The sequence below is a fragment of the Serratia sp. LACPHL-BACT-2024-00286 genome (assembly GCF_043109535.1).
GTDB classification, from domain to species: domain Bacteria; phylum Pseudomonadota; class Gammaproteobacteria; order Enterobacterales; family Enterobacteriaceae; genus Serratia; species Serratia sarumanii.
Window position 1 is genome coordinate 164,655 of record NZ_JBICNA010000002.1, and the last position, 20,450, is coordinate 185,104.

22 protein-coding genes and 1 riboswitch are annotated in these 20,450 nt (G+C 63.3%); of the genes, 7 read left to right on the plus strand and 15 right to left on the minus strand.

The window, feature by feature from the left end; all coding sequences use genetic code 11:
* The 3 genes from ACF8MC_RS07330 to ACF8MC_RS07340 are packed head-to-tail and all read left to right on the plus strand — an operon-like array spanning position 1 to position 4,006.
* The gene (locus ACF8MC_RS07330) at positions 1 to 1,737 is read left to right on the plus strand and encodes an ATP-binding cassette domain-containing protein (RefSeq protein ID WP_164104683.1); all 1,737 of its coding nucleotides are present in this window, start codon (positions 1 to 3) and stop codon (positions 1,735 to 1,737) included.
* The gene (locus ACF8MC_RS07335; protein WP_164104682.1) at positions 1,734 to 2,888 is read left to right on the plus strand and encodes an ABC transporter permease; all 1,155 of its coding nucleotides are present in this window, start codon (positions 1,734 to 1,736) and stop codon (positions 2,886 to 2,888) included. Before ACF8MC_RS07330 ends, ACF8MC_RS07335 begins: the two co-directional genes overlap by 4 nt.
* Before the next feature lie 11 nt (positions 2,889 to 2,899).
* The gene (locus tag ACF8MC_RS07340) at positions 2,900 to 4,006 is read left to right on the plus strand and encodes an ABC transporter permease (RefSeq protein WP_033637509.1); all 1,107 of its coding nucleotides are present in this window, start codon (positions 2,900 to 2,902) and stop codon (positions 4,004 to 4,006) included.
* A 75-nt stretch (positions 4,007 to 4,081) separates the two neighbouring features.
* On the opposite strand, the gene ACF8MC_RS07345 is transcribed toward ACF8MC_RS07340, so the two are convergent.
* The 6 genes from ACF8MC_RS07345 to moaA form a co-directional block, all read right to left on the minus strand.
* Positions 4,082 to 4,792 carry a Bax inhibitor-1/YccA family protein gene (locus ACF8MC_RS07345; protein ID WP_033637508.1) on the minus strand — a complete coding sequence of 237 codons (711 nt, stop codon included), beginning with the start codon at positions 4,790 to 4,792 and terminating at the stop codon, positions 4,082 to 4,084.
* 130 nt (positions 4,793 to 4,922) lie between these two features.
* On the minus strand, positions 4,923 to 5,390 hold the full coding sequence (gene moaE, locus ACF8MC_RS07350) for a molybdopterin synthase catalytic subunit MoaE (protein WP_004939764.1): 468 nt from the start codon (positions 5,388 to 5,390) through the stop codon (positions 4,923 to 4,925).
* 2 nt (positions 5,391 to 5,392) lie between these two features.
* Complete coding sequence (moaD, locus tag ACF8MC_RS07355; protein ID WP_019453985.1) at positions 5,393 to 5,638, minus strand: molybdopterin synthase sulfur carrier subunit; 246 nt, start codon at positions 5,636 to 5,638, stop codon at positions 5,393 to 5,395.
* Positions 5,635 to 6,114 (minus strand): cyclic pyranopterin monophosphate synthase MoaC, encoded by a 480-nt coding sequence (gene moaC, locus ACF8MC_RS07360; RefSeq protein ID WP_033637506.1) that lies wholly within the window; start codon positions 6,112 to 6,114, stop codon positions 5,635 to 5,637. The genes moaD and moaC overlap by 4 nt, the downstream gene beginning before the upstream one ends.
* A gap of 3 nt (positions 6,115 to 6,117) precedes the next feature.
* A complete protein-coding gene (gene moaB / locus ACF8MC_RS07365; RefSeq protein WP_033653505.1) occupies positions 6,118 to 6,633 on the minus strand; it encodes a molybdenum cofactor biosynthesis protein B in 516 nt (171 codons plus the stop codon).
* A 148-nt stretch (positions 6,634 to 6,781) separates the two neighbouring features.
* Complete coding sequence (gene moaA, locus ACF8MC_RS07370) at positions 6,782 to 7,768, minus strand: GTP 3',8-cyclase MoaA (protein WP_041033959.1); 987 nt, start codon at positions 7,766 to 7,768, stop codon at positions 6,782 to 6,784.
* Positions 7,755 to 7,899: riboswitch (molybdenum cofactor riboswitch) on the minus strand. It overlaps the preceding gene by 14 nt.
* A gap of 259 nt (positions 7,900 to 8,158) precedes the next feature.
* Between moaA and yvcK the strand changes: the two genes are divergently transcribed.
* Complete coding sequence (yvcK, locus tag ACF8MC_RS07375; RefSeq protein ID WP_049195910.1) at positions 8,159 to 9,076, plus strand: uridine diphosphate-N-acetylglucosamine-binding protein YvcK; 918 nt, start codon at positions 8,159 to 8,161, stop codon at positions 9,074 to 9,076.
* A gap of 6 nt (positions 9,077 to 9,082) precedes the next feature.
* On the opposite strand, the gene ACF8MC_RS07380 is transcribed toward yvcK, so the two are convergent.
* From ACF8MC_RS07380 to ACF8MC_RS07390, 3 genes are all read right to left on the minus strand, one after another.
* Entirely contained in the window at positions 9,083 to 9,349 is a 267-nt protein-coding gene (locus ACF8MC_RS07380) for a VF530 family DNA-binding protein (protein WP_004939783.1), read from the minus strand.
* Positions 9,350 to 9,449: 100 nt separating this feature from the next.
* Positions 9,450 to 11,462, minus strand: a complete 2,013-nt coding sequence (gene uvrB, locus ACF8MC_RS07385; RefSeq protein ID WP_060420105.1) for an excinuclease ABC subunit UvrB — start codon at positions 11,460 to 11,462, stop codon at positions 9,450 to 9,452.
* 784 nt (positions 11,463 to 12,246) lie between these two features.
* Positions 12,247 to 12,507, minus strand: coding sequence for a hypothetical protein (locus ACF8MC_RS07390; protein ID WP_164104681.1), 261 nt, complete (start codon positions 12,505 to 12,507; stop codon positions 12,247 to 12,249).
* Positions 12,508 to 12,564: 57 nt separating this feature from the next.
* On the opposite strand from ACF8MC_RS07390, the gene ACF8MC_RS07395 reads away from it, so the two are divergent.
* Positions 12,565 to 13,287 carry an ATP-binding cassette domain-containing protein gene (locus tag ACF8MC_RS07395; protein ID WP_033647117.1) on the plus strand — a complete coding sequence of 241 codons (723 nt, stop codon included), beginning with the start codon at positions 12,565 to 12,567 and terminating at the stop codon, positions 13,285 to 13,287.
* Positions 13,288 to 13,314: 27 nt separating this feature from the next.
* Here the strand turns inward: ACF8MC_RS07395 and bioD are convergent, their stop codons facing one another.
* From bioD to bioB, 4 genes are read right to left on the minus strand one after another with little or no spacing between them, the layout of a single operon-like run.
* A complete protein-coding gene (gene bioD / locus ACF8MC_RS07400; protein ID WP_060443463.1) occupies positions 13,315 to 13,989 on the minus strand; it encodes a dethiobiotin synthase in 675 nt (224 codons plus the stop codon).
* Positions 13,982 to 14,749: a malonyl-ACP O-methyltransferase BioC gene (gene bioC, locus ACF8MC_RS07405; RefSeq protein ID WP_033647122.1), complete on the minus strand. Its 768-nt coding sequence runs from the start codon at positions 14,747 to 14,749 to the stop codon at positions 13,982 to 13,984. The genes bioD and bioC overlap by 8 nt, the downstream gene beginning before the upstream one ends.
* A complete protein-coding gene (gene bioF / locus ACF8MC_RS07410; protein WP_033647125.1) occupies positions 14,733 to 15,884 on the minus strand; it encodes an 8-amino-7-oxononanoate synthase in 1,152 nt (383 codons plus the stop codon). Before bioF ends, bioC begins: the two co-directional genes overlap by 17 nt.
* Entirely contained in the window at positions 15,884 to 16,921 is a 1,038-nt protein-coding gene (gene bioB, locus ACF8MC_RS07415; RefSeq protein WP_033653544.1) for a biotin synthase BioB, read from the minus strand. The genes bioF and bioB overlap by 1 nt, the downstream gene beginning before the upstream one ends.
* Before the next feature lie 88 nt (positions 16,922 to 17,009).
* Between bioB and bioA the strand changes: the two genes are divergently transcribed.
* Positions 17,010 to 18,284 (plus strand): adenosylmethionine--8-amino-7-oxononanoate transaminase, encoded by a 1,275-nt coding sequence (gene bioA, locus ACF8MC_RS07420; RefSeq protein WP_049212786.1) that lies wholly within the window; start codon positions 17,010 to 17,012, stop codon positions 18,282 to 18,284.
* Positions 18,285 to 18,288: 4 nt separating this feature from the next.
* Here the strand turns inward: bioA and ACF8MC_RS07425 are convergent, their stop codons facing one another.
* Positions 18,289 to 18,690, minus strand: a complete 402-nt coding sequence (locus ACF8MC_RS07425; RefSeq protein WP_016928691.1) for a YkvA family protein — start codon at positions 18,688 to 18,690, stop codon at positions 18,289 to 18,291.
* 156 nt (positions 18,691 to 18,846) lie between these two features.
* Here ACF8MC_RS07425 and ACF8MC_RS07430 point away from each other — a divergent pair, with 156 nt between their 5' ends.
* Positions 18,847 to 19,329, plus strand: coding sequence for a kinase inhibitor (locus tag ACF8MC_RS07430; RefSeq protein WP_033637497.1), 483 nt, complete (start codon positions 18,847 to 18,849; stop codon positions 19,327 to 19,329).
* Positions 19,330 to 19,396: 67 nt separating this feature from the next.
* Here the strand turns inward: ACF8MC_RS07430 and pgl are convergent, their stop codons facing one another.
* Entirely contained in the window at positions 19,397 to 20,392 is a 996-nt protein-coding gene (gene pgl, locus ACF8MC_RS07435; protein ID WP_033637496.1) for a 6-phosphogluconolactonase, read from the minus strand.
* Between the last annotated feature and the right edge of the window lie 58 nt (positions 20,393 to 20,450).

A 20,450-nucleotide genomic window follows, 5' to 3' on the forward strand; every position in this document is an offset into this window, starting at 1 on the left:
ATGGAACAGGCGCACACCATTGAGCTGGAAGGGCTGGAGAAGCGCTTCCCGTCGCTTGAGAAACCGGCGGTCGCCAGCCTGACTACCACCCTGCGCAGCGGCGCGGTGATTGGGCTGGTCGGCCCGGACGGCGCCGGCAAAACCACCCTGCTGCGCATGCTGGCCGGGCTGCTGCAGCCCAGCAGCGGCAAACTGCGGGTCGCCGGGCTGGATCCGATCGCGCAGGATCGTCAACTACACGCGATCCTCGGTTACATGCCGCAGAAGTTCGGGCTGTATGAGGATCTGACGGTGATGGAGAACCTGACGCTGTACGCCGATCTGCGCGGCGTCACCGGCGATCTTCGCCGCCAGACCTTCGAGCGGCTGTTGAAATTCACCGATCTGACCCGCTTCACCGAGCGCCTGGCGGGCAAGCTGTCCGGCGGCATGAAGCAAAAGCTGGGTCTGGCCTGCACGCTGCTGGGCGAACCTCAGGTGCTGTTGCTGGATGAGCCGGGCGTCGGCGTCGATCCGATCTCGCGCCGCGAGCTGTGGCGCATGGTGCACGAGCTGGCCAACGACGGCATGTTGATCCTGTGGAGCACGTCTTATCTCGACGAAGCCGAGCAGTGCCGCGAAGTGCTGCTGCTCAACGAGGGCGAGCTGCTGTTCAGCGGTGCGCCGCAGGCGCTGACCCGCCGTATGGCCGGGCGCACGGTGTTGATCGCCGCGCCCCCCGGCAGCCATCGATCGCTGCTGCAGCGGGCGATCTGCCTGCCGGCGGTCACCGACGGGGTGATCCAGGGCAAGTATCTGCGCCTGATCCTGAAGGAAGGCGAAGATCACCGCCGGCTGTTGCAGGCACTGGATCTGCCGGACGCCGAACTGGACGAAGCGGATCCGCGCTTCGAGGATGCGTTTATCGATCTGCTCGGCGGCGGCCCCCACCACCGCTCGGCGCTGGCGGAGATCATGCCGACCGTCAACGGCGCAAGCGGTGAAACGGTGATCGAAGCGGTGCAGCTGACCAAAAAATTCGGCGACTTCGCCGCTACCGATCACGTTGATTTCCAGGTGCGGCGCGGCGAAATTTTCGGCCTGCTCGGGCCGAACGGCGCCGGCAAGTCCACCACCTTCAAAATGATGTGCGGCCTGCTGATCCCCTCCAGCGGCAAGGCGTTGGTGCTGGGGATGGATCTGAAGACCAGCTCCGGCAAGGCGCGCCAGCGGCTCGGCTACATGGCGCAAAAATTCTCGCTGTACGGCAACCTGACGGTGGCGCAAAACCTGAAGTTCTTCTCCGGCGTCTACGGCCTGGGCGGCAAGGCGCAGCGCGACAAAATCGACGAGATGTCCCGCGCCTTCAACTTCGCGCCGATCCTCGATCAGACGCCGGACGCGCTGCCGCTCGGCTTCAAACAGCGCCTGGCGCTGGCCTGCGCGCTGATGCACGAACCGGATATCCTGTTTCTCGACGAACCGACTTCCGGCGTCGATCCGCTGACGCGGCGCGAGTTCTGGTTGCACATCAACGGCATGGTCGACAAGGGCGTCACGGTGATGGTGACCACCCACTTTATGGACGAGGCGGAGTACTGCGACCGCATCGGCCTGGTGTACCGCGGCAAGATCATCGCCGCCGGCACGCCGGACGATCTCAAACAGCAGGTGGCGCGCGACGACAATCCCAACCCCTCGATGGAGCAGGCGTTTATCGAGCTGGTGCAGGGCTACGATGAGGAGGAATCACGGTGAGCGATAACCACCCCCCAATCGACGACGGCGGCTTCTCCTGGCGCCGGCTGCGCGCGCTGTGCCTGAAGGAAACGCGGCAGATACTGCGCGATCCCAGCAGCGGCCTGATCGCCTTCGTCATCCCGCTGATGCTGCTGTTTATCTTCGGCTACGGCATCAACCTGGACTCCAGCAAGCTGCATCTGGGCATTCTGATGGAGCAACAGAGCGAAGACGCGCGCGATCTGGCCCACGCCTTCGCCGGCTCGCCCTATATCGAACCGACCATCAGCGACAACCGCCAACGGCTGATCCAGCAGATGCAGGCCGGCACGATCCGCGGCCTGGTGGTGATCCCGGTGGATTTCGACCAGCGCATGGCGCGCCCGCACGACAGCGCCCCGATCCAGGTGATCACCGACGGCAGCGAGCCGAACACCGCCAACTTCGTGCAGGGTTACGCCCAGGGCGTATGGCAAGTTTGGCAGCAGCAGCGCGCCGCCGATCGGGGCAACAGCGACAAACCGCTGATTGACGTGCAGATGCGCTACTGGTTCAACCCGGCGGCCATCAGCCGGCACTACATCATTCCCGGCGCCATCACCATCATCATGACGGTGATCGGCGCCATCCTCACCTCGCTGGTGATCGCCCGCGAATGGGAGCGCGGCACCATGGAGGCCCTGCTGTCCACCCAGGTGACGCGCAGCGAGCTGCTGCTCTCCAAGCTGATCCCTTATTACTTCCTCGGCATGGCCGCCATGGCGCTGTGCATGGCGGTGGCGGTGTGGGTGCTCGGCGTGCCCTATCGCGGCTCGCTGCCGATCCTGCTGCTGATCAGCAGCCTGTTCCTCGCCAGCACCCTCGGCATGGGCCTGCTGATCTCCACCCTCACCCGCAATCAGTTCAATGCGGCGATGGTGGCGCTGAACGCCGCCTTCCTGCCGTCGATCATGCTGTCCGGCTTCATCTTCCAGATCGACAGCATGCCGGCCATCGTGCGCGCGGTGACCTACATCATTCCGGCGCGCTACTTCGTCAGCACGCTGCAAACGCTGTTCCTGGCGGGCAACGTCGGCACCGTGCTGCTGATCAATCTGCTGTTCCTGATCGCTTCCGCCGTGGTGTTCATCGGCCTGACGGCCTGGAAAACCCAGCGCCGGCTGGATTGAGGAGAAAAGCGATGTTTCATCGTCTGTTGACGCTCATCATCAAGGAAATGCAGGCGCTGCTGCGCGATCCGCAAACCCGCGCCATTTTAATCATGCCGGTGATCCTGCAGGTGCTGCTGTTCCCGTTCGCCGCGACGCTGGAAGTCACCAACGCCACCATCGCGGTCTACAGCGAAGACAGCGGCCAGGCCTCGGTAGAGCTGACCCAGCGCTTCGCCAAGGCCAAGGCCTTTCAACACGTGCTGCTGCTGCGCAGCCCGCAGGAGATAAAGACCACCATCGACAACCAGCGGGCGCTGCTGCTGATCCGCTTCCCGGCGCAGTTCTCGCGCGATATCGCCACCGGCAACACCGCGCCGCTGCAGCTGCTGCTCGACGGGCGCAACTCCAACAGCGCGCAGATCGCCGCCAACTACGTGCAGCAGATCGTGCAGGAATATCAGAACGAGCTGCTCGGCAACCGCGCTAAACCCAACAACAGCGAGCTGGTGGTGCGCAACTGGTATAACCCGAATCTGGACTACAAATGGTTCGTGGTGCCGTCGCTGATCGCCATGATCACCACCATTGGCGTGCTGATCGTCACCTCGCTGTCGGTGGCGCGCGAACGCGAACAGGGCACGCTGGAACAGCTGCTGGTCTCGCCGCTCACCACCTGGCAGATCTTTATCGGCAAGGCGGTGCCGGCGCTGATCGTCGCCAGCTTCCAGGCCAGCATCGTGCTGCTGATCGGCATCTTCCTGTATCAGATCCCGTTCGCCGGATCGCTGCTGCTGTTCTATGCCACCATGCTGATCTACGGGCTGTCGCTGGTCGGTTTCGGCCTGCTGATCTCGTCGCTGTGCGCCACTCAGCAGCAGGCGTTCATCGGCGTGTTCGTGTTCATGATGCCGGCGATCCTGCTCTCGGGTTACGTCTCGCCGGTGGAGAATATGCCGGTGTGGCTGCAGGATCTGACCTGGGTTAACCCGATACGCCACTTCACCGACATCACCAAGCAGATCTACCTGAAGGACGCCAGCTTCGACATCATCTGGCACAGCCTGTGGCCGCTGCTGGTGATCACCGCCACCACCGGTAGCGCCGCCTACGCGCTGTTCCGCCGCAAAATCGCATAAAAAAAGCTCTGCATGTCACATGCAGAGCCCGGTAAGTCCTGTGGATTTCAAGCTACTGCTTGAAAGGCCACGGATTTAGCGACGGTTGCCGAAGATACGCAGCAACATCAGGAACAGGTTGATGAAGTCGAGATACAGCGTCAGCGCGCCGACGATGGCGTACTTGCGGAAGCTGTCTTTATCATCGGCATTCAGCTGCTCGCCCATCGCCTTGAGTTTTTGCGTGTCGTACGCGGTCAGGCCGACGAACACCACCACCCCGATGTAGGTAATCGCCCACATCAACGCGGTGCTTTTCAGCCAGATGTTCACCAGCGAGGCCAGCACGATGCCGATCAGCGCCATGAACAGCATGCTGCCGAAGCCGCTCAGATCGCGCTTGGTGGTGTAGCCATACAGGCTCATGGCGCCGAACATGCCGGCGGTGACCACGAAGGTGCTGGCGATCGAGCTGTAGGTGTAGGCGATGAAGATGCTCGACAGCGTCAGCCCGGTCAGCGCCGAGTACAGCATGAACAGCGAAGTGGCCACCGCGCCGCTCAGGCGGTTGACCATGCCGGAGATCACGAACACCAGCGCCAGTTGGGCGATGATCAGGCCGAAGAAGGTGATCTGGCTGGAGAAGATGAAGTTGAGGATCGCGGGCGTGTTGGCCGCATACCAGGAAACGAACGCCGTCAGCAGCAGACCGCAGGTCATCCAGCCGTAAACCTGCGCCATGTAGGCCTGAATGCCGCTGTTGGCACGTTCGACGATTGAACCATTAGAGCGTGGATATCGGTCCATGACGGTTACCTTTTGCGTTGTAAACAAGATTCCGAAGCCCCGCGAACGGGGCTTCGCCTGCTATAAGCGTACCACAGAATATGCCGGGCGAAAGCGGCAAAGGTCTTGATTTGTTTCCGCTGTTGACGCGTTATTTAGCCGCGTCGTGCCAGCGCTGCGCGGCCTCGCGATCGCTGTCGCGGGCGTCCACCCAACGATCGCCCTGGCCGGTGGCTTCGCGCTTCCAGAACGGCGCGCGGGTCTTCAGGTAGTCCATGATGAACTCGCTGGCGGCGAACGCCATGCTGCGGTGCGCGCCGGTCACGCCGACGAACACGATCTCGTCGCCGGGATACAGCGCGCCGACGCGGTGGATCACCGTCACCCGCTGCAGCGGCCAACGGCTGCGCGCCTCGGCCACGATCTCCGCCAGCGCCTTCTCGGTCATGCCGGGATAGTGTTCCAGCGTCAGCGCGCTGACGTCGTCACCCAGATTATGGTTGCGCACCTTGCCGGTGAAGGTCACCACCGCGCCATCGGCGTCGCACTGCGCCAACCACTGGTACTCGTCGCCGACGTTGAACGGCGCTTCGCCCACGCGAATGCGGGTATTTTCCATGCTTACCCCCCGGTGACCGGCGGGAAGAAGGCCACTTCATCGCCGGCGCGCAGCGGATGGTCCGCCGCCACCAGCGACTGATTGACCGCCGCCAACAGCTTGCCGGACTCCAGCGCCAGCGCCCAGCGATCGCCGCGCGCACACAGCGCCTGGCGCAGCGCCTCGACGGTCGGGTAATCCGCCGGCATCGACAGGCCGCCGGTGCCCACCAGTTCGCGCACCTGCGCGAAGAAAAGAATATCGATCATACGTTCACCTTAAAATCGCCGGATTTGCCGCCGCTTTTCGCCAGCAGGCGCACCGGGCCGATCACCATGTCTTTCTGTACCGCTTTGCACATGTCATAGATGGTCAATGCCGCCACCGAGGCGGCGGTCAGCGCCTCCATCTCGACGCCGGTTTTGCCGGTCAGCCGGCAGCAGGTTTCGATGCGCACCCGGCTGTGCTGCGTTTGCGCCTCCAGCTGCACTTCGACCTTGCTCAGCATCAGCGGGTGGCACAGCGGGATCAGCTCCCAGGTGCGTTTGGCCGCCTGAATGCCGGCGATGCGCGCCGTGGCGAACACGTCGCCCTTGTGATGGCTGCCGTCGACGATCATCGCCAGCGTGGCGGGCAGCATCTCGACGAAGGCTTCGGCGCGCGCCTCGCGCACCGTTTCGGCCTTGGCGGAAACGTCAACCATATGGGCTTCGCCGGCGGCGTTAATGTGGGTTAGCTGTGTCATGACTCAGGGCTTCTTCAAGTGGGGCTGGAAGTTGCACGGGCGATGGCGCGCGTCCAACTGCTCTTCAATAATCCGCTCCCAGGCGGTGCGGCAGGCGCGGGTGGAGCCCGGCATGGCGAAGATCACCGTGCGGTTGGCCAGGCCGGCCAGCGCGCGCGACTGGATCGTCGCGGTGCCGATCTCTTCGTACGACACCATGCGGAACAGTTCGCCGAACCCTTCCACCTCTCTGTCGAACAGCGGCAGCAGCGCTTCCGGCGTGTTGTCGCGGGCGGTAAAACCGGTGCCGCCGGTGATCAGCACCGCCTGCACGTTGTCATCGGCGATCCAGGCGGAAACCCGCGCGCGGATCTGGTAAATGTCATCTTTGACGATGGCGCGATCCACCACCTGGTGGCCGGCTTCCTGCGCCGCGTCCTGCAGATAGTGGCCGGAGGTGTCTTCCGCCGCGCCGCGGCTGTCGGAGACGGTCAGGATGGCGATATGCGCCGCAATAAACTCGCTGCTCGCATGGCTCATGGTTCAATAGGCTCCTATTCTGAGATACCCAACAGATTTCAAGCTGCAACCAGGCGGCCAGTGCGTAAATCCCCCAGGAGCTTACTCAGGTAAGTGACTGGGGTGAGCGCACGCAGCCAACAACGCTGCGGCTTGAAATATGTGGGTATCAGCCGCCGATAAACGACAGATTCTGGGTGATCCCGCTGTTGCCCTGATGCAGGAAATGGGTCTGCTTCTTGCTCAGCAGCCCGCTCTGGATGCGCGCCTTCAGCGCGTCGAGCTGGCCGTCCTCGGCCAGCAGATCGCGCAGGGGCACTCCCTGCTCGCCGAACAGGCACAGGTGCAGATTGCCGATGGAAGAAACGCGCAGCCGGTTACAGCTGGCGCAGAAGTCTTTTTCATACGGCATGATAAGCCCCACCTCGCCCTGGTAGTCCGGGTGGCTGAACACCTGCGCCGGGCCGTCGCTGCGGCCGCGTGCCTGGCGCTGCCAGCCCTGCTGCTCCAACTGCAGGCGAATCACTTCGCCGGAAACGTGGTGTTTGCGAAACAGCTCGCCGCCCTCGCCGGTTTCCATCAGTTCGATAAAGCGCAGCTGGATCGGCCGGTCCTTGATCCAGGCGAGAAAGGCGCCGAGCTGCTGGTGGTTAACGTCGCGCATCAGCACCGCGTTGACCTTGACCTTGCTGAAACCGGCGCTGAAGGCGGCGTCGATGCCGTCCATCACCTGGCGGAACTTGTCCTGGCCGGTGATGGCGTGAAACTGGCGGGGATCCAGGCTGTCGATGCTGACGTTGATCGCCGTCAGACCGGCGTCACGCCAGGCGGCAACGTCGCGCGCCAGACGGTAGCCGTTGGTGGTGACCGCCAGGGTACGGATGGCCGGGTTTTCCCGCACGGCGGCGATGATCTCGGTAAAATCGCGGCGCAGCGAAGGCTCGCCGCCGGTGAGGCGCACCTTTTCGGTGCCCAGTTCGGCGAACGCGCGGCTGACGCGGCGGATTTCATCCAGCGACAGGAAGCTTTTCGGGCTGCCGCTCGGCTTGTAGCCGTCGGGCAGACAATAGGTGCAACGAAAGTTGCACACGTCGGTGATCGACAAGCGCAGGTAATAGAACTTGCGCTCATAAGCATCAATGAGTTGCGGCACCATAACACCTTTCCAAAGTCGGGAGATGCGAGCGTTTCCCCTCTGCACCCTGGTGGCTGACTTCGCCACGGCCCAGGCGCCATATCGTTCCGGATGAACAACGTAGGCGCAGGGGCTAGGAGTTTGATTTCTCTTCCCGCTACCTTGAGTAGCCGGAACGAAACCGTGGTTTTCAGCAGAATTCTAGCGCTAATCGGCAACGATAGCCAACGCGTAAATTCGCTATATAATTGTCTATACAGCGTTTTTAGACGCCGCGTATTCTGGTAAACCATGATAAACATCACTTGCGCGGACGAATTGACCGGAATCACGCAAATGACACTCTTATCGCGTTTTTATGCCGGATCCGTTACCTTATGCGGGCAGTTCAGCCCCTTTGTAAGGAAATTTATGCGTAATCGTACCCTGGCCGATCTCGACCGCGTGGTGGCGTTAGGCGGCGGACACGGCCTGGGCCGTGTGATGTCGGCCCTGTCGTCCTTAGGCTCCCGCCTGACCGGCATCGTCACCACCACCGACAACGGCGGTTCCACCGGCCGCATCCGCCGTTCGGAAGGCGGCATTGCCTGGGGCGATACCCGTAACTGTCTCAACCAGCTGATCACCGAACCGAGCGTCGCCTCGGCGATGTTCGAATACCGCTTCAGCGGCAACGGCGAACTGGCCGGCCACAACCTCGGCAACCTGATGCTGAAAGCGCTGGATCACCTGAGCGTGCGCCCGCTGGAAGCGATCAACCTGGTGCGCAGCCTGCTGAAGGTGGACGCGGCGCTGATCCCGATGTCGGAACAGCCGGTGGATTTGATGGCGCACGATCACGAAGGCAATCACGTTTACGGTGAAGTGAATGTCGATCAGCTGGCCCATATGCCGCAGGAGCTGATGCTGTCGCCGCCGGTCAGCGCCACGCGCGAAGCGCTGGACGCCATCGCGCAGGCCGACATGATCCTGATCGGGCCGGGCAGTTTCCTCACCAGCCTGATGCCGCTGCTGCTGCTGGACGATCTCACCCAGGCGCTGCGCCGCAGCAGCGCCAGCATGATCTATATCGGCAACCTCGGCCGCGAGCTGAGCGTGGCCGCCGCGGCGCTGTCGCTACAGGATAAGCTGACGCTGATGGAAGAGAAGATTGGCCGCCGGATGATCGATGCGCTGATCGTCGGCCCGGCGGTAGACGCCAGTGAAGTGCAGGATCGGGTGGTGATTCAACAGCCGCTGGAAGCGAGCGACATCCCCTACAGACACGATCGCCAACTGCTGCGCCAGGCGCTGGATCGGGCGCTGGTGGCGCTGGCCGCCCGCCGCTGACCGAATTTAACCGTCTCGCCCGCGCAGCCAGGGATTATCGCTGGCTGGGGCGGGATGGCTGACCATATCGATATACAGATCTTCCACCTCTTTGCGCGCCCAGGGCGTGCGACGCAAAAACTTCAGGCTGGACTTGATGCTCGGATCGCTGCGGAAGCAGTTGATGCGAATGCGTGCGCCCAGCTCGGACCAACCGTAGTGATCCACCAGCTTATTCAGCAGTTGCTCCAGCGTCACGCCGTGCAGCGGATCTTTGGACTGGTGTTGGCTCATGTTCGGTACTCTTCGTGGTCAAATCGGGCCGCACACCTTAACAGCTTTGACGCGGCCGACAAGGAATTTCGACGCCCGCTACGCGGGCGCCATCCAACGGTCAGGAAATCGCAATAAACTGCTCGCGCAGCTGGTGGATCTCGTCGCGCAGCGCAGCCGCCTGCTCGAACTCCAGGTTTTGCGCGTGGGTGTACATCTGCGCTTCCAGATCGCGGATTTTCTGATCCAGCGCTTTCGGCGTAAGGTTCTGCAGCGAAGCGCCGCCGTCCGCCGCCTTGCCCTTGCCTTTGCTCTTGGCGCGGTTGACCGGCTGGCCGATCTGCAGAATGTCGCCGATCTTCTTGTTCAGCCCCTGCGGCACGATGCCGTTGGCTTCGTTGTAGGCCTGCTGCTTGGCGCGGCGCCGCTCGGTTTCACCGATCGCCTTGGCCATCGAATCGGTGATGCGATCGCCATACAGGATCGCCTTGCCGTTCAGGTTACGCGCCGCGCGGCCGATGGTCTGGATCAGCGAACGCTCGGAACGCAGGAAACCTTCCTTGTCGGCGTCCAGAATCGCCACCAGCGACACCTCAGGCATGTCGAGCCCCTCACGCAGCAGGTTGATGCCCACCAGCACGTCGAACTCGCCCAGACGCAGGTCACGGATGATTTCGACCCGTTCCACGGTATCGATGTCCGAGTGCAGGTAGCGCACGCGCTCGCCATGCTCTTCCAGGTATTCGGTCAGGTCTTCCGCCATGCGTTTGGTCAGGGTAGTCACCAGCACGCGCTCGTTGATCGCCGCGCGCTTGCGGATCTCGGAGAGCAGATCGTCCACCTGGGTGGCGACCGGCCGCACCTCCACGATCGGATCCAGCAGCCCGGTCGGCCGCACCACCTGATCGATCAGATCGCCGCCGGATTTCTCCAGCTCGTATTTGCCCGGCGTCGCGGAGACATAGATGGTCTGCGGCGCCAGCGCCTCGAACTCCTCGAAGCGCAGCGGGCGGTTGTCCAGCGCCGACGGCAGGCGGAAGCCGTACTCCACCAGCGTTTCCTTGCGCGCGCGGTCGCCCTTGAACATCGCGCCGATCTGCGGAATGGTGACGTGGGATTCGTCGACCACCAGCAGCCCGTCCGCCGGCAGGTAGTCGAACAGCGTCGGCGGCGGCTCGCCCTCGGCGCGCCCGGACAGGTAGCGCGAGTAGTTTTCGATGCCCGAGCAGTAGCCCAGCTCGTTCATCATCTCCAGATCGAACTGGGTGCGCTGCGTCAGGCGCTGCTCTTCCAGCAGCTTGTTGTTGGCCAGCAGCACCTTGCGGCGGTCCGCCAGATCGACCTTGATCTCTTCCATCGCCTGCATGATCCGCTCGCGCGGCGTCACGTAGTGCGATTTCGGGTAGATGGTAAAGCGCGGCACCACCTGCTCGATCTGCCCGGTCAGCGGATCGAACAGCGACAGCCGCTCCACTTCTTCGTCGAACAGCTCGACGCGCAGCGCCAGCTCGTCCGACTCCGCCGGGTAAATGTCGATCACCTCGCCGCGCACGCGGAAGGTAGCGCGCTGGAAGGCCTGATCGTTGCGGGAATATTGCAGCTCCGCCAGGCGGCGCAAAATGGATCGCTGATCAATGATCATCCCCTGGGTCAGGTGCAGCATCATCTTCAGGTAAAGATCCGGATCGCCCAAGCCGTAGATCGCCGACACCGACGCCACCACCACCACGTCGCGCCGCTCCAGCAGCGCCTTGGTGGCGGAAAGGCGCATCTGCTCGATGTGCTCGTTCACCGAAGCGTCTTTTTCAATGAAGGTATCGGAGCTGGGCACGTAGGCTTCCGGCTGGTAGTAGTCGTAGTAGGAGACGAAGTATTCCACCGCATTCTCCGGGAAAAACTCTTTCATCTCGCCGTACAGCTGCGCCGCCAGCGTCTTGTTCGGCGCCAGCACCATGGTCGGCCGATTCAGATCGGCTATCACGTTGGCGATGGTGAATGTCTTGCCCGAACCGGTGACCCCCAGCAGCGTCTGGTGCGCCAGGCCGTCTTCCAGCCCCTCTTCCAGCTTGCGGATGGCTTCCGGCTGATCGCCGGCCGGTTTGAAATCAGAATGCAGTTTGAAAAGTTTACTCATTGCTCGGCTACCCTGTGGAGATGCGCGCGCTCAGGCGGCCAGCCGACTCTGCGCCGGGCATGGCCCCTAATTATGGAAAGTGTCGGCGATTTGCGCCAGTGCCCATGATACTGGATATAAAACCAGCTTCAAGCGGATTCGTCGCTGCGCCCGATGCAGCGGCAACGCCGTTGCACCGTGGCGTTACAGTCCGGTGACATTTTTATTGTCAATAACAGATTTATCCCCAGAACTTGCCGCGAATTAACTTATTGATAGCACCGCGTCGAAAAATCATACATAGAGACCTGATCAATACCCTCGCGTCTTGATTTTAATTAAATTATTGATAATTAATTACTTTAATAAAAAGACGAGAATGCGGGCAAAGCGAACAGAACCCGCGTCCGCTCTCGCTTTACAGCGTTTTTCTAAATCTAATACACAAGGTTATCCACAGGAATAGTGGATAACTCTCACCGCCCCGCCCGGGGCGGGAGTTACAGAAAGAAAGCTTTTCGCCCTTTACACTGGCCAAAATGCCTTTTTTAGTTATTTTTTCATAAAAATATCGCTTTGTTTATGCCGATTAATACTAAAAATCCCCATTGCCAAAATCGCATTGGCTCCTTTCACGTGGATCGCTCTTGACGGCGGCGCAATGCCTTGCACCATGCCCACACCGAACAGCACCACAAGAGTGCAAAAAACGTCCGGGTTAACTTGCCCGCGTATTTCCAGGCCGTCACGGCAGCGCGCGTCAGGCCTGACGTGCGGTTAACAAGGCGATAACAATCCCCCGTTTTCACCCGGCGGCAAAAATTGGCCTGGGAGTTGCTTTATCTTCCTGCGTATAAATGCGGTGCGGCAGCATGATGCGCTGCCGGCCGCGGAGTTTCACCGCCGCGGCGTTATCGCCCGTAAAAACGCAAGAACGACACCAAGTCGTCACAAGCGTCGTTTTTAACGACATATTGACTGTCATTCCGTCCACCGCAGCTCTGGCTCCTCGGACGGACGGCATTTTGTTCCAGACATTGCCACACTCGGGAAATTCGCCGCTCATGCGGCCTTTGCAGCCCCCGCCAACGAGTGAAACGAGCGTCTATGAGGAGAATGCCAAATGCTGAGCCTGAGATCGGTCAATCAATTTTACGGGCAGAACCACACCCTGTGGGACATCAACCTGGAGCTGCCGCGCGGCCAGTGCACCGTGCTGCTCGGGCGCAACGGCGTGGGCAAGACCACGCTGGTCAACTGCATCATGGGGCATGTGCCGGTGGTGAGCGGCAGCATGACCTGGCAGCCGGCGGATCAGCCGCCGCAAAACCTGCTGCTGCAGCCGATGGAGCGCCGCGCCGCGCTGGGCATCAGCCACGTGCCCCAGGGGCGGCAGCTTTTTTCACAGCTGAGCGTGGAGGAAAATTTGCAGGTGGCGCAAATGGCCGGGCGCGGCGCCCCTCGCCGCATTCCGCCGCTGATCTACAGCCTGTTTCCCCATTTGCGCCAGATGCGCGCGCGCCGCGCCGGCGATCTGTGCGTGGGCGCTCAGCGCCAGCTGGCTATCGGTCGGGCGCTGGCCCAGGAGCCGGCGCTGCTGATCCTCGACGAACCGACGGCGGGCGTCCCCCCCTCGATCGCCGCCGACATCGGCAACGTGATCCGCCGGCTCAACCGCGAACTGGGCATGACCATTTTACTGGTGGAGCATCAGCTGCCGTTCGTGCGCCGGGTGGCGGATCGCTTCTGCCTGTTGGACAGCGGGCGCACGGTGGCGCACGGCGCGCTGGCGCAGCTGGATGAGGCGCTGATCGGCGCCGGGTTGGCAGGGCAAGAAGAAGGATGAGGGAGAGAAGCCCCCCTCATTGAGCGTTTATAGCAGGCTGATATCCAGATACTGCCCCAGCGGCGCCCGTTCGGCCTGCGGCAGGTGCGGGATTTCGCCCAGCAGCGGCGCCGGCAGCATGCGGCGCAGCGTGGCCAGGTATTCCTGATGCCGCCGCCCCGGCGGCGCCACGTCGTTGGCGATCCAACCGGCCAGCGTCAGCCCGGCCTGCTGCACCGCCTGCGCCGTCAGCACCGCGTGGTTGATGCAGCCCAGTTTGATGCCCACCACCAGGATCACCGGCAGTTGCTCCTGCTGCACCCAGTCGGCGAAGGTGTACTCCGCCGACAGCGGGGTAAACCACCCGCCCGCGCCCTCGACCAGCACCCAGTCGGCGCGCTGTTCCAGCCGGCGCAGGCCGTCGGACAGCCGCGCCGCGTCGATCGGCCGGCCTTCATCGGCGCTGACGATATGCGGCGAGGTGGGTTCGGCAAAAGCGTAAGGGTTCACTTCATCGTAGCTGAGCGCCACGCCGCTGTTGGCCTGCAGCGCCAGCGCGTCGCCGTTGCGCAGCCCCTCGGCGGTCATCTCGCTGCCGGAAGCCACCGGCTTATACCCGGCGCTGCGGTAGCCCGCCCGGTTGGCGGCCTGCAGCAAGGCGCTGCTGGCGACGGTTTTCCCCACTTCGGTGTCGGTGCCGGTTACGAACCAACGTTTAATCACGATAAATCACTCCATAAGCCAGATGATAGCTGAGCGGGAACTGCCCCCGCCGGCACGGGTAAGCCGCCTGCAGCGCGGCGAGACGGCCGCGCGACATCAGGCCGCCCTCGCGCCCCTGATGCAGGTGCGTGGCCCCGATGCCCTTGAGCGAACGCATCAGCGTCATCACGTCCGGGTAGTTCAGGGTGCGCAACTCCGTGACCAGCTCGTGTCGATAGCCAGCACAGGCGGCGCGGATCTGCGCCAGCGGCAGAAAGGCGTTCACGTGGCGCTCGCCGTCCACCTGTTGCCAGGCATCCCCCAGTTCCTGCAGCGAGCCCGCCGCCAGCGTGGAAAACAGGATCGCGCCGCCGGGGCGGGTCACGCGGTACAGCTCCGCCAACGCGGCGGGCAGATCGCTGCACCACTGCACCACCAGGCTGCTGAAACAGATGTCCATCGCCGCGTCGGGCAACGGCACCTGTTCGATATCGCCCAGCAGATAATGGTGCGCCGCCTGCCGTTGACGGGCGACATCCAGCATGCCCGGCGCCAGATCGAGCGCGGTCACCTGCTTGCCGCGCTCGCGCCACAGGCGGCTGAAATAGCCGGTGCCGCAGCCGGCGTCCAGCAGCCGTTCACCCGGATGGGCACTCCCCATCCCCAGTAAGCGCTCGCCAACGTCACGCTGCAGCGCGGCGGCGGCGTCGTAGCTGCCGGCGGCGCGGCTGAAGGCCGAAGCGACCGCCTGTTTGTTCACCCAGTCATTGGCTGACGTCATGCAATACCTCCAGCAGGCGATCGATATCCTGCGGCTGATGCGCCGCCGTCAGGGTGATGCGCAGCCGCGCGCCGCCCGGCGGCACCGTCGGCGGGCGGATGGCGCTCACCCACAGCCCGCGCTCGCGCAGGCGGGTCGCCAGATCGAGCGCGCGTTGATTGTCACCCACCAGCAGCGGCTGGATGGCGGTGTCGGAGTCCGTCAGGGTCAGCGCCAGCGGCGCAGCGCCCTGGCGGAAACGGCGGATGTTGTCCTGCAGCCGGGCGCGCAGTTCATCGCCCTCTCGAATGCAGGCCAGCGCCGCCTGCAGCGCGCAGGCCTGCGCCGGCGGCATCGCGGTGCTGTAAATCAGATGGCGGGCGAACTGCAGCAGATACTCGGCGGTCGCCTCATCGCACAGCACCGCCGCGCCGCTGACGCCGAACGCCTTGCCGAAGGTCGCCACCAGCAGTTCAGGGCGCACGCCCTGCTGCCAGCAGCTGCCGCGGCCTTGCTCGCCGCGCACGCCGACGCCGTGGGCATCGTCCACCATCAGCCAGGCGCCCGCCGCGCGGGTTAGGCGATGCAGTTCCGCCAACGGCGCACCGTCGCCGTCCATGCTGAACACCCCTTCGGTCACCGCCAGCCGCTGCCCGTCGCAGGGTTTGGCCAACAGATCCGCCAGCGCCTGCGGCTGATTGTGCTGGAAGCGGCGCAGCTCGGCCGGCGATTGCGCCGCCGCCTCCAGCAGCGAGGCGTGGCTGAGGCGATCGGCCAAAATGCGATCGCCCTTTTGCATCAACGCCGCCAGCACCGCCTGGTTGGCGGCGTAACCGGAGATGAACAGCAGCGCGCGCGGATAGCCGAGCCACGCCGCCAGTTGCTCCTCCAGCGCCTGATGCGCCGCGCTAAAGCCGGTGACGTGGCCGGAACCGCCGCTGCCGACGCCGTAGCGCTGCGCGCCCTGCTGCCAGGCGGCGATCACCCGCGCGTCCTGGCTCAGCCCCAGGTAGTCGTTGCCGGAGAAATTCAGGTAGAGACGATCGCCGAGCCGAATCTGGCGGCCATTGCCGCCCTCGGTGGTCTGTCGCCGACGGTAGGCGGCGTTGAGGCGCCGCTCTGCCAGCGCCTGCTCAATGCGTTGTTGCCAGCTCATCACAGCGCCGCGTTGTAAAACTCGGCGGTATCGGCGGTCAGCAGTTGCTTAGCCAGCGCCTGCTGTTGCTGGTTGTCGCCGTGTTCGGTGGCGGTCTGCTGCGGGTTCAGCCCCAGCTTGCGGAACAGCTGCAGGTCTTTGTCTTCTTCCGGGTTCGGCGTGGTCAGCAGCTTGCAGCCGTAGAAGATCGAGTTGGCGCCGGCCATAAAGCACATCGCCTGCGTCTGTTCGTTCATCTGTTCACGGCCGGCGGAAAGGCGGACATAAGAAGACGGCATCATGATGCGCGCCACCGCGATGGTGCGGATGAAATCGAACGGATCGACGTCGTCGTTATCCGCCAGCGGCGTGCCTTTCACCTTCACCAACATGTTGATCGGCACGCTCTCCGGCGGCTTCGGCAGATTGGCCAGCTGCACCAGCAGCCCGGCGCGGTCACGCACCGTTTCACCCAGCCCGACGATGCCGCCGGAGCACACTTTAATGCCGGCGTCGCGCACTTTGTCGAGCGTATCCAGGCGTTCCTGGTAGCTGCGGGTGGTGATGATGCTGCCGTAGAACTCCGGCGAGGTGTCGAGGTTATGGTTGTAGTAATCCAGCCCGGCCTCCGCCAGCCGCTCGGCCTGAGTGCCATCCAGCGTGCCCAGGGTCATGCAGGTTTCCATGCCCATCGCTTTCACGCCCTGCACCATCTGCTGCAGATAAGGCATATCGCGTTCGTGCGGGTTCTTCCACGCCGCGCCCATGCAAAAACGGGTCGAGCCGTTCGCCTTGGCCTTGCGCGCCGATTCCAGCACCTGCTCGACCTGCATCAGCCGCTCCGCCTCCAGGCCGGTCTTGTAGCGCGAACTCTGCGGGCAGTATTTGCAGTCTTCCGGGCAAGCGCCGGTTTTGATCGACAGCAGCGTGCTGACCTGCACCTGACGCGGATCGAAGTGTTGGCGGTGTACGGTTTGCGCTTCGAACAGCAGTTCAAGCAGCGGTTTATCAAACAGGGCCTGGGCTTGCCCTACTGTCCAGTGAATGCGATCGGCCATCATGGCGTCTCCAAAACGAAAAAGTGTCGCCAGTTTAAATATTGTGGATATACTGTCAACCAATCTTAACTCAATTTGGTTTACAAGCATGTCTGTCACCGCTTCCGACCTGGCGTTTGACCAACGTCATATCTGGCACCCCTACACCTCCATGAGCCGCCCGTTACCCTGTTACCCGATCGAGTCGGCCAGCGGCGTCGAGCTGCAGCTGGCGGACGGCCGGCGTCTGGTAGACGGCATGTCCTCCTGGTGGGCGGCGATCCACGGTTACAACCATCCTCGCCTGAATCAGGCCGCCAGCCAGCAGTTGGAGAAGATGTCGCACGTGATGTTCGGCGGTATTACTCATCCGTCCGCCATCTCGCTGTGCCGTCGGCTGGTGGAGATGACGCCGGAAGCGCTGCAGTGCGTGTTCCTGGCAGATTCCGGTTCGGTGGCGGTGGAAGTGTCGCTGAAGATGGCGCTGCAGTATTGGCAGGCGCGCGGCGAGCGGCGGCAGCGCATCCTGACGCTGCGCCACGGCTATCACGGCGATACCTTCGGCGCGATGTCGGTCTGCGATCCGGACAACTCGATGCACAGCCTCTATCAGGGCTATCTGGCGCCGCACCTGTTCGCCACCGCGCCGCAGTGCCGCTTCGACGAGGAATGGCGCGAAGAGGACATCGCGCCGTTCGCCGCGCTGCTGGAGCAGCACGCCGGTGAAGTGGCGGCGGTGATCCTGGAACCGGTGGTGCAAGGCGCCGGCGGCATGCGTATCTACCACCCAAGCTACCTCAAGCGGGTGCGCGAGCTGTGCGATCGCCATCAGGTGCTGCTGATCGCCGACGAGATCGCCACCGGCTTCGGCCGCACCGGCAAGCTGTTCGCCTGCGAGCACGCTCAGGTGGTGCCGGACATTCTCTGCCTGGGCAAGGCGCTGACCGGCGGCTACATGACGCTGTCCGCCACCCTGACCACCCGCCACGTGGCGGAGACCATCAGCAACGGCGCGGCCGGCTGCTTTATGCACGGGCCGACCTTTATGGGCAACCCGCTGGCCTGCGCGGTGGCGGATGCCAGCCTGGCTCTGCTGGCGGAAAATCGCTGGCAGGCGCAGGTGAGCGCCATCGAAGCCCAGCTGAAGCAGGAGCTGCTGCCGCTCGCGGCGCTGCCGAAGGTGGCGGACGTGCGGGTGCTGGGCGCGATTGGGGTGGTGGAGATGCGCGAACCGGTGAACGTCGCCGAACTGCAGCGCGGGTTCGTCGAACGCGGGGTGTGGATCCGGCCGTTCGGCAAGCTGATTTACCTGATGCCGCCTTACATCATCGAAGCGGAACAGCTCAGCCGCCTGACCGCCGCCGTGGCCGCCGCCGCGCGTTAATGGCTTACCAATGCTGGTCCAGATAGCGGGCCAGCAATCCCAGACACAGCAGCCAGAGTAAAATGATCATCACCGCCGCCATGCGGCCGGTGGGGTTATCGACGCGCTTTTGCGCCTTCTCGCGCAGCTCGGCCATCAGCGGCTTGGGGATCAGGCGCACCGCCAGCATGATGCCCAACGGTACGATAATCACGTCGTCCAGATAGCCCAGCACCGGAATGAAGTCCGGGATCAGATCGATCGGCGAGATCGCATAGCCGGCCACCAGCAGCGCGATCAGTTTGGCGTACCACGGAGTGCGCTTATCACGGGCGGCCAGCCACAGCGCGTAAATATCGCGCTTGATGCCTTTGGCCCAACGGCGCAGCCAGCCGAACCACGGCGTGCGTTTTTTCAGTGAGATCATGGTGGCGTTGTTTGGCTATCCGGCGGTCTGTAGGAAGGAAGATGCGGCCATGGTAACCGATCCGCGCCGCCGTTGGCGAATGGCAATCCCGCTTGTATTGTCACGACGAAACGATCTAGCTTAAGGGTTCGCGTTTACCGACAACTGGGAGTCACTATGGCTTTTCGTTTGTACAGCAACGATCTGCAGGACGGCGGCAAACTGCCGCAGCAGCAGGTTTTCAACGGCATGGGCTATCACGGCGATAACCTGTCGCCCCACCTGGCCTGGGACGGCGTGCCGGCCGGCACCAAAAGCTTCGTGATCGCCGTTTACGATCCCGATGCCCCGACCGGCTCAGGCTGGTGGCACTGGATCGTGGCCAACATTCCCGCCGACGTGCGCGAGCTGCCGCAGGGCGCGGGCTCCGGCAAAGCCCCGCTGCCCGCCGGCGCGCTGCAGACCCGCACCGACTTCGGCTCAGCCGGCTACGGCGGCGCGGCGCCGCCGAGTGGCGAAAGCCACCGCTACCAGTTCACCGTGCATGCGCTGGACGTGGAGCGCATCGAGGTGGATGAGGGTTCCAGCGGCGCGCTGGTGGGCTTTAACGTCCATTTCCACAGCCTCGGCAGCGCCACGCTGACGGTGACGTTCAACTGATCCCCCGCCAATAAAAAAGCGCGATTCCACCGAATCGCGCTTTTTCCATACTCGTCTGACCGCCGAATTACTTCGCCAGCACGCTCACCCACATCGGGCCTTTGCCCACCGGATAACGCGCCAGCGTGGTCAGCTTACCGCTGGCCTGGTCAATTTCATGCACCGCGATGTGATCGGATTTCTGGCCGGACGAAATCACGAAACGGCCGCTGTGATCGATGTTGAAACCGCGCGGCTGCGCTTCGGTCGGATGATAGCCGACCACGCTCAGCGTGCCGCCGTCTGCGGAAACGCTGAAGATGGTCAGAATGCTGGCGGTGCGGTCGCTGGTGTACAGGAAGCGGCCGTTCGGCGTGATATGGATGTCCGCCGCCCAGCGGGTGCCGTCGAAGTCGGCCGGCATGATGTCCAGCGTCTGCGTGACGGTGTATTTGCCGCCGTTTTCCGAGATGGCCAGCACGTCCACCGTGCCGTCCAGCTCATTGACGCAGTAGGCGAACTTGTCGTTGTGGTGGAACGCCATATGACGCGGGCCGGCGCCGGCGGCGGTCGCCACCGCTTCCTGCGCGTGCGGCGTCAGCTGGCCCGCCAGGCTCAGGTTGAACAGGCGGATGCGGTCTTCTTTCAGGCAAGGCACCAGCACCAGCTGGTTGGTCGGATCGATGTTCGCCGAGTGCGGCGCGGTCAGCCCGTCGATCTGCTGAATAGGCGCCGTCACCACGCCGTCGTGGCCGATCGGGCTGATGCTGGCGCAGTTGCCGCTGTAGGAGGCGGAGAACAGGTAACGCCCCTGCAAATCGGTGGAGATATGGGTCGGGCTGCCCGGCAGCGGCGCCATGCCGGCCTGCTGCAGCGTGCCGTCCGCCTCGATGCGGTAGCTGACGATGCCGAACGCCGGACGCACGCCGACGTACAGGTGGGTCTTGTCCGGATGAAGGGTCATCGGCTGCACCTGGCCCGGCACGTCAACGGTTTGCAGCAGCGCCAGCGCGCCGGCGTCATCCAACTGCCAAACGTGGATCTGCTGGCTCTCCGGGCTGGCGACATAAACGATTTGCTTCATGTGTTCTCCTTGCAAAGGGTAAAAGAGGAACCGGTTTCAGGCCGTTCGATTGCCCCTA

Bases quoted from the DNA above. Each gene is read 5' to 3' on its own strand.
- ACF8MC_RS07330 (WP_164104683.1), top strand. From the start codon at position 1: ATGGAACAGGCGCACACCATTGAGCTGGAAGGGCTGGAGAAGCGCTTC.
- ACF8MC_RS07340 (WP_033637509.1), top strand. From the start codon at position 2,900: ATGTTTCATCGTCTGTTGACGCTCATCATCAAGGAAATGCAGGCGCTG.
- ACF8MC_RS07345 (WP_033637508.1), bottom strand. From the start codon at position 4,792: ATGGACCGATATCCACGCTCTAATGGTTCAATCGTCGAACGTGCCAAC.
- moaE (WP_004939764.1), bottom strand. From the start codon at position 5,390: ATGGAAAATACCCGCATTCGCGTGGGCGAAGCGCCGTTCAACGTCGGC.
- moaD (WP_019453985.1), bottom strand. From the start codon at position 5,638: ATGATCGATATTCTTTTCTTCGCGCAGGTGCGCGAACTGGTGGGCACC.
- moaC (WP_033637506.1), bottom strand. From the start codon at position 6,114: ATGACACAGCTAACCCACATTAACGCCGCCGGCGAAGCCCATATGGTT.
- moaB (WP_033653505.1), bottom strand. From the start codon at position 6,633: ATGAGCCATGCGAGCAGCGAGTTTATTGCGGCGCATATCGCCATCCTG.
- moaA (WP_041033959.1), bottom strand. From the start codon at position 7,768: ATGGTGCCGCAACTCATTGATGCTTATGAGCGCAAGTTCTATTACCTG.
- yvcK (WP_049195910.1), top strand. From the start codon at position 8,159: ATGCGTAATCGTACCCTGGCCGATCTCGACCGCGTGGTGGCGTTAGGC.
- ACF8MC_RS07380 (WP_004939783.1), bottom strand. From the start codon at position 9,349: ATGAGCCAACACCAGTCCAAAGATCCGCTGCACGGCGTGACGCTGGAG.
- uvrB (WP_060420105.1), bottom strand. From the start codon at position 11,462: ATGAGTAAACTTTTCAAACTGCATTCTGATTTCAAACCGGCCGGCGAT.
- ACF8MC_RS07390 (WP_164104681.1), bottom strand. From the start codon at position 12,507: ATGAGCGGCGAATTTCCCGAGTGTGGCAATGTCTGGAACAAAATGCCG.
- ACF8MC_RS07395 (WP_033647117.1), top strand. From the start codon at position 12,565: ATGCTGAGCCTGAGATCGGTCAATCAATTTTACGGGCAGAACCACACC.
- bioC (WP_033647122.1), bottom strand. From the start codon at position 14,749: ATGACGTCAGCCAATGACTGGGTGAACAAACAGGCGGTCGCTTCGGCC.
- bioF (WP_033647125.1), bottom strand. From the start codon at position 15,884: ATGAGCTGGCAACAACGCATTGAGCAGGCGCTGGCAGAGCGGCGCCTC.
- bioB (WP_033653544.1), bottom strand. From the start codon at position 16,921: ATGGCCGATCGCATTCACTGGACAGTAGGGCAAGCCCAGGCCCTGTTT.
- bioA (WP_049212786.1), top strand. From the start codon at position 17,010: ATGTCTGTCACCGCTTCCGACCTGGCGTTTGACCAACGTCATATCTGG.
- ACF8MC_RS07425 (WP_016928691.1), bottom strand. From the start codon at position 18,690: ATGATCTCACTGAAAAAACGCACGCCGTGGTTCGGCTGGCTGCGCCGT.
- ACF8MC_RS07430 (WP_033637497.1), top strand. From the start codon at position 18,847: ATGGCTTTTCGTTTGTACAGCAACGATCTGCAGGACGGCGGCAAACTG.
- pgl (WP_033637496.1), bottom strand. From the start codon at position 20,392: ATGAAGCAAATCGTTTATGTCGCCAGCCCGGAGAGCCAGCAGATCCAC.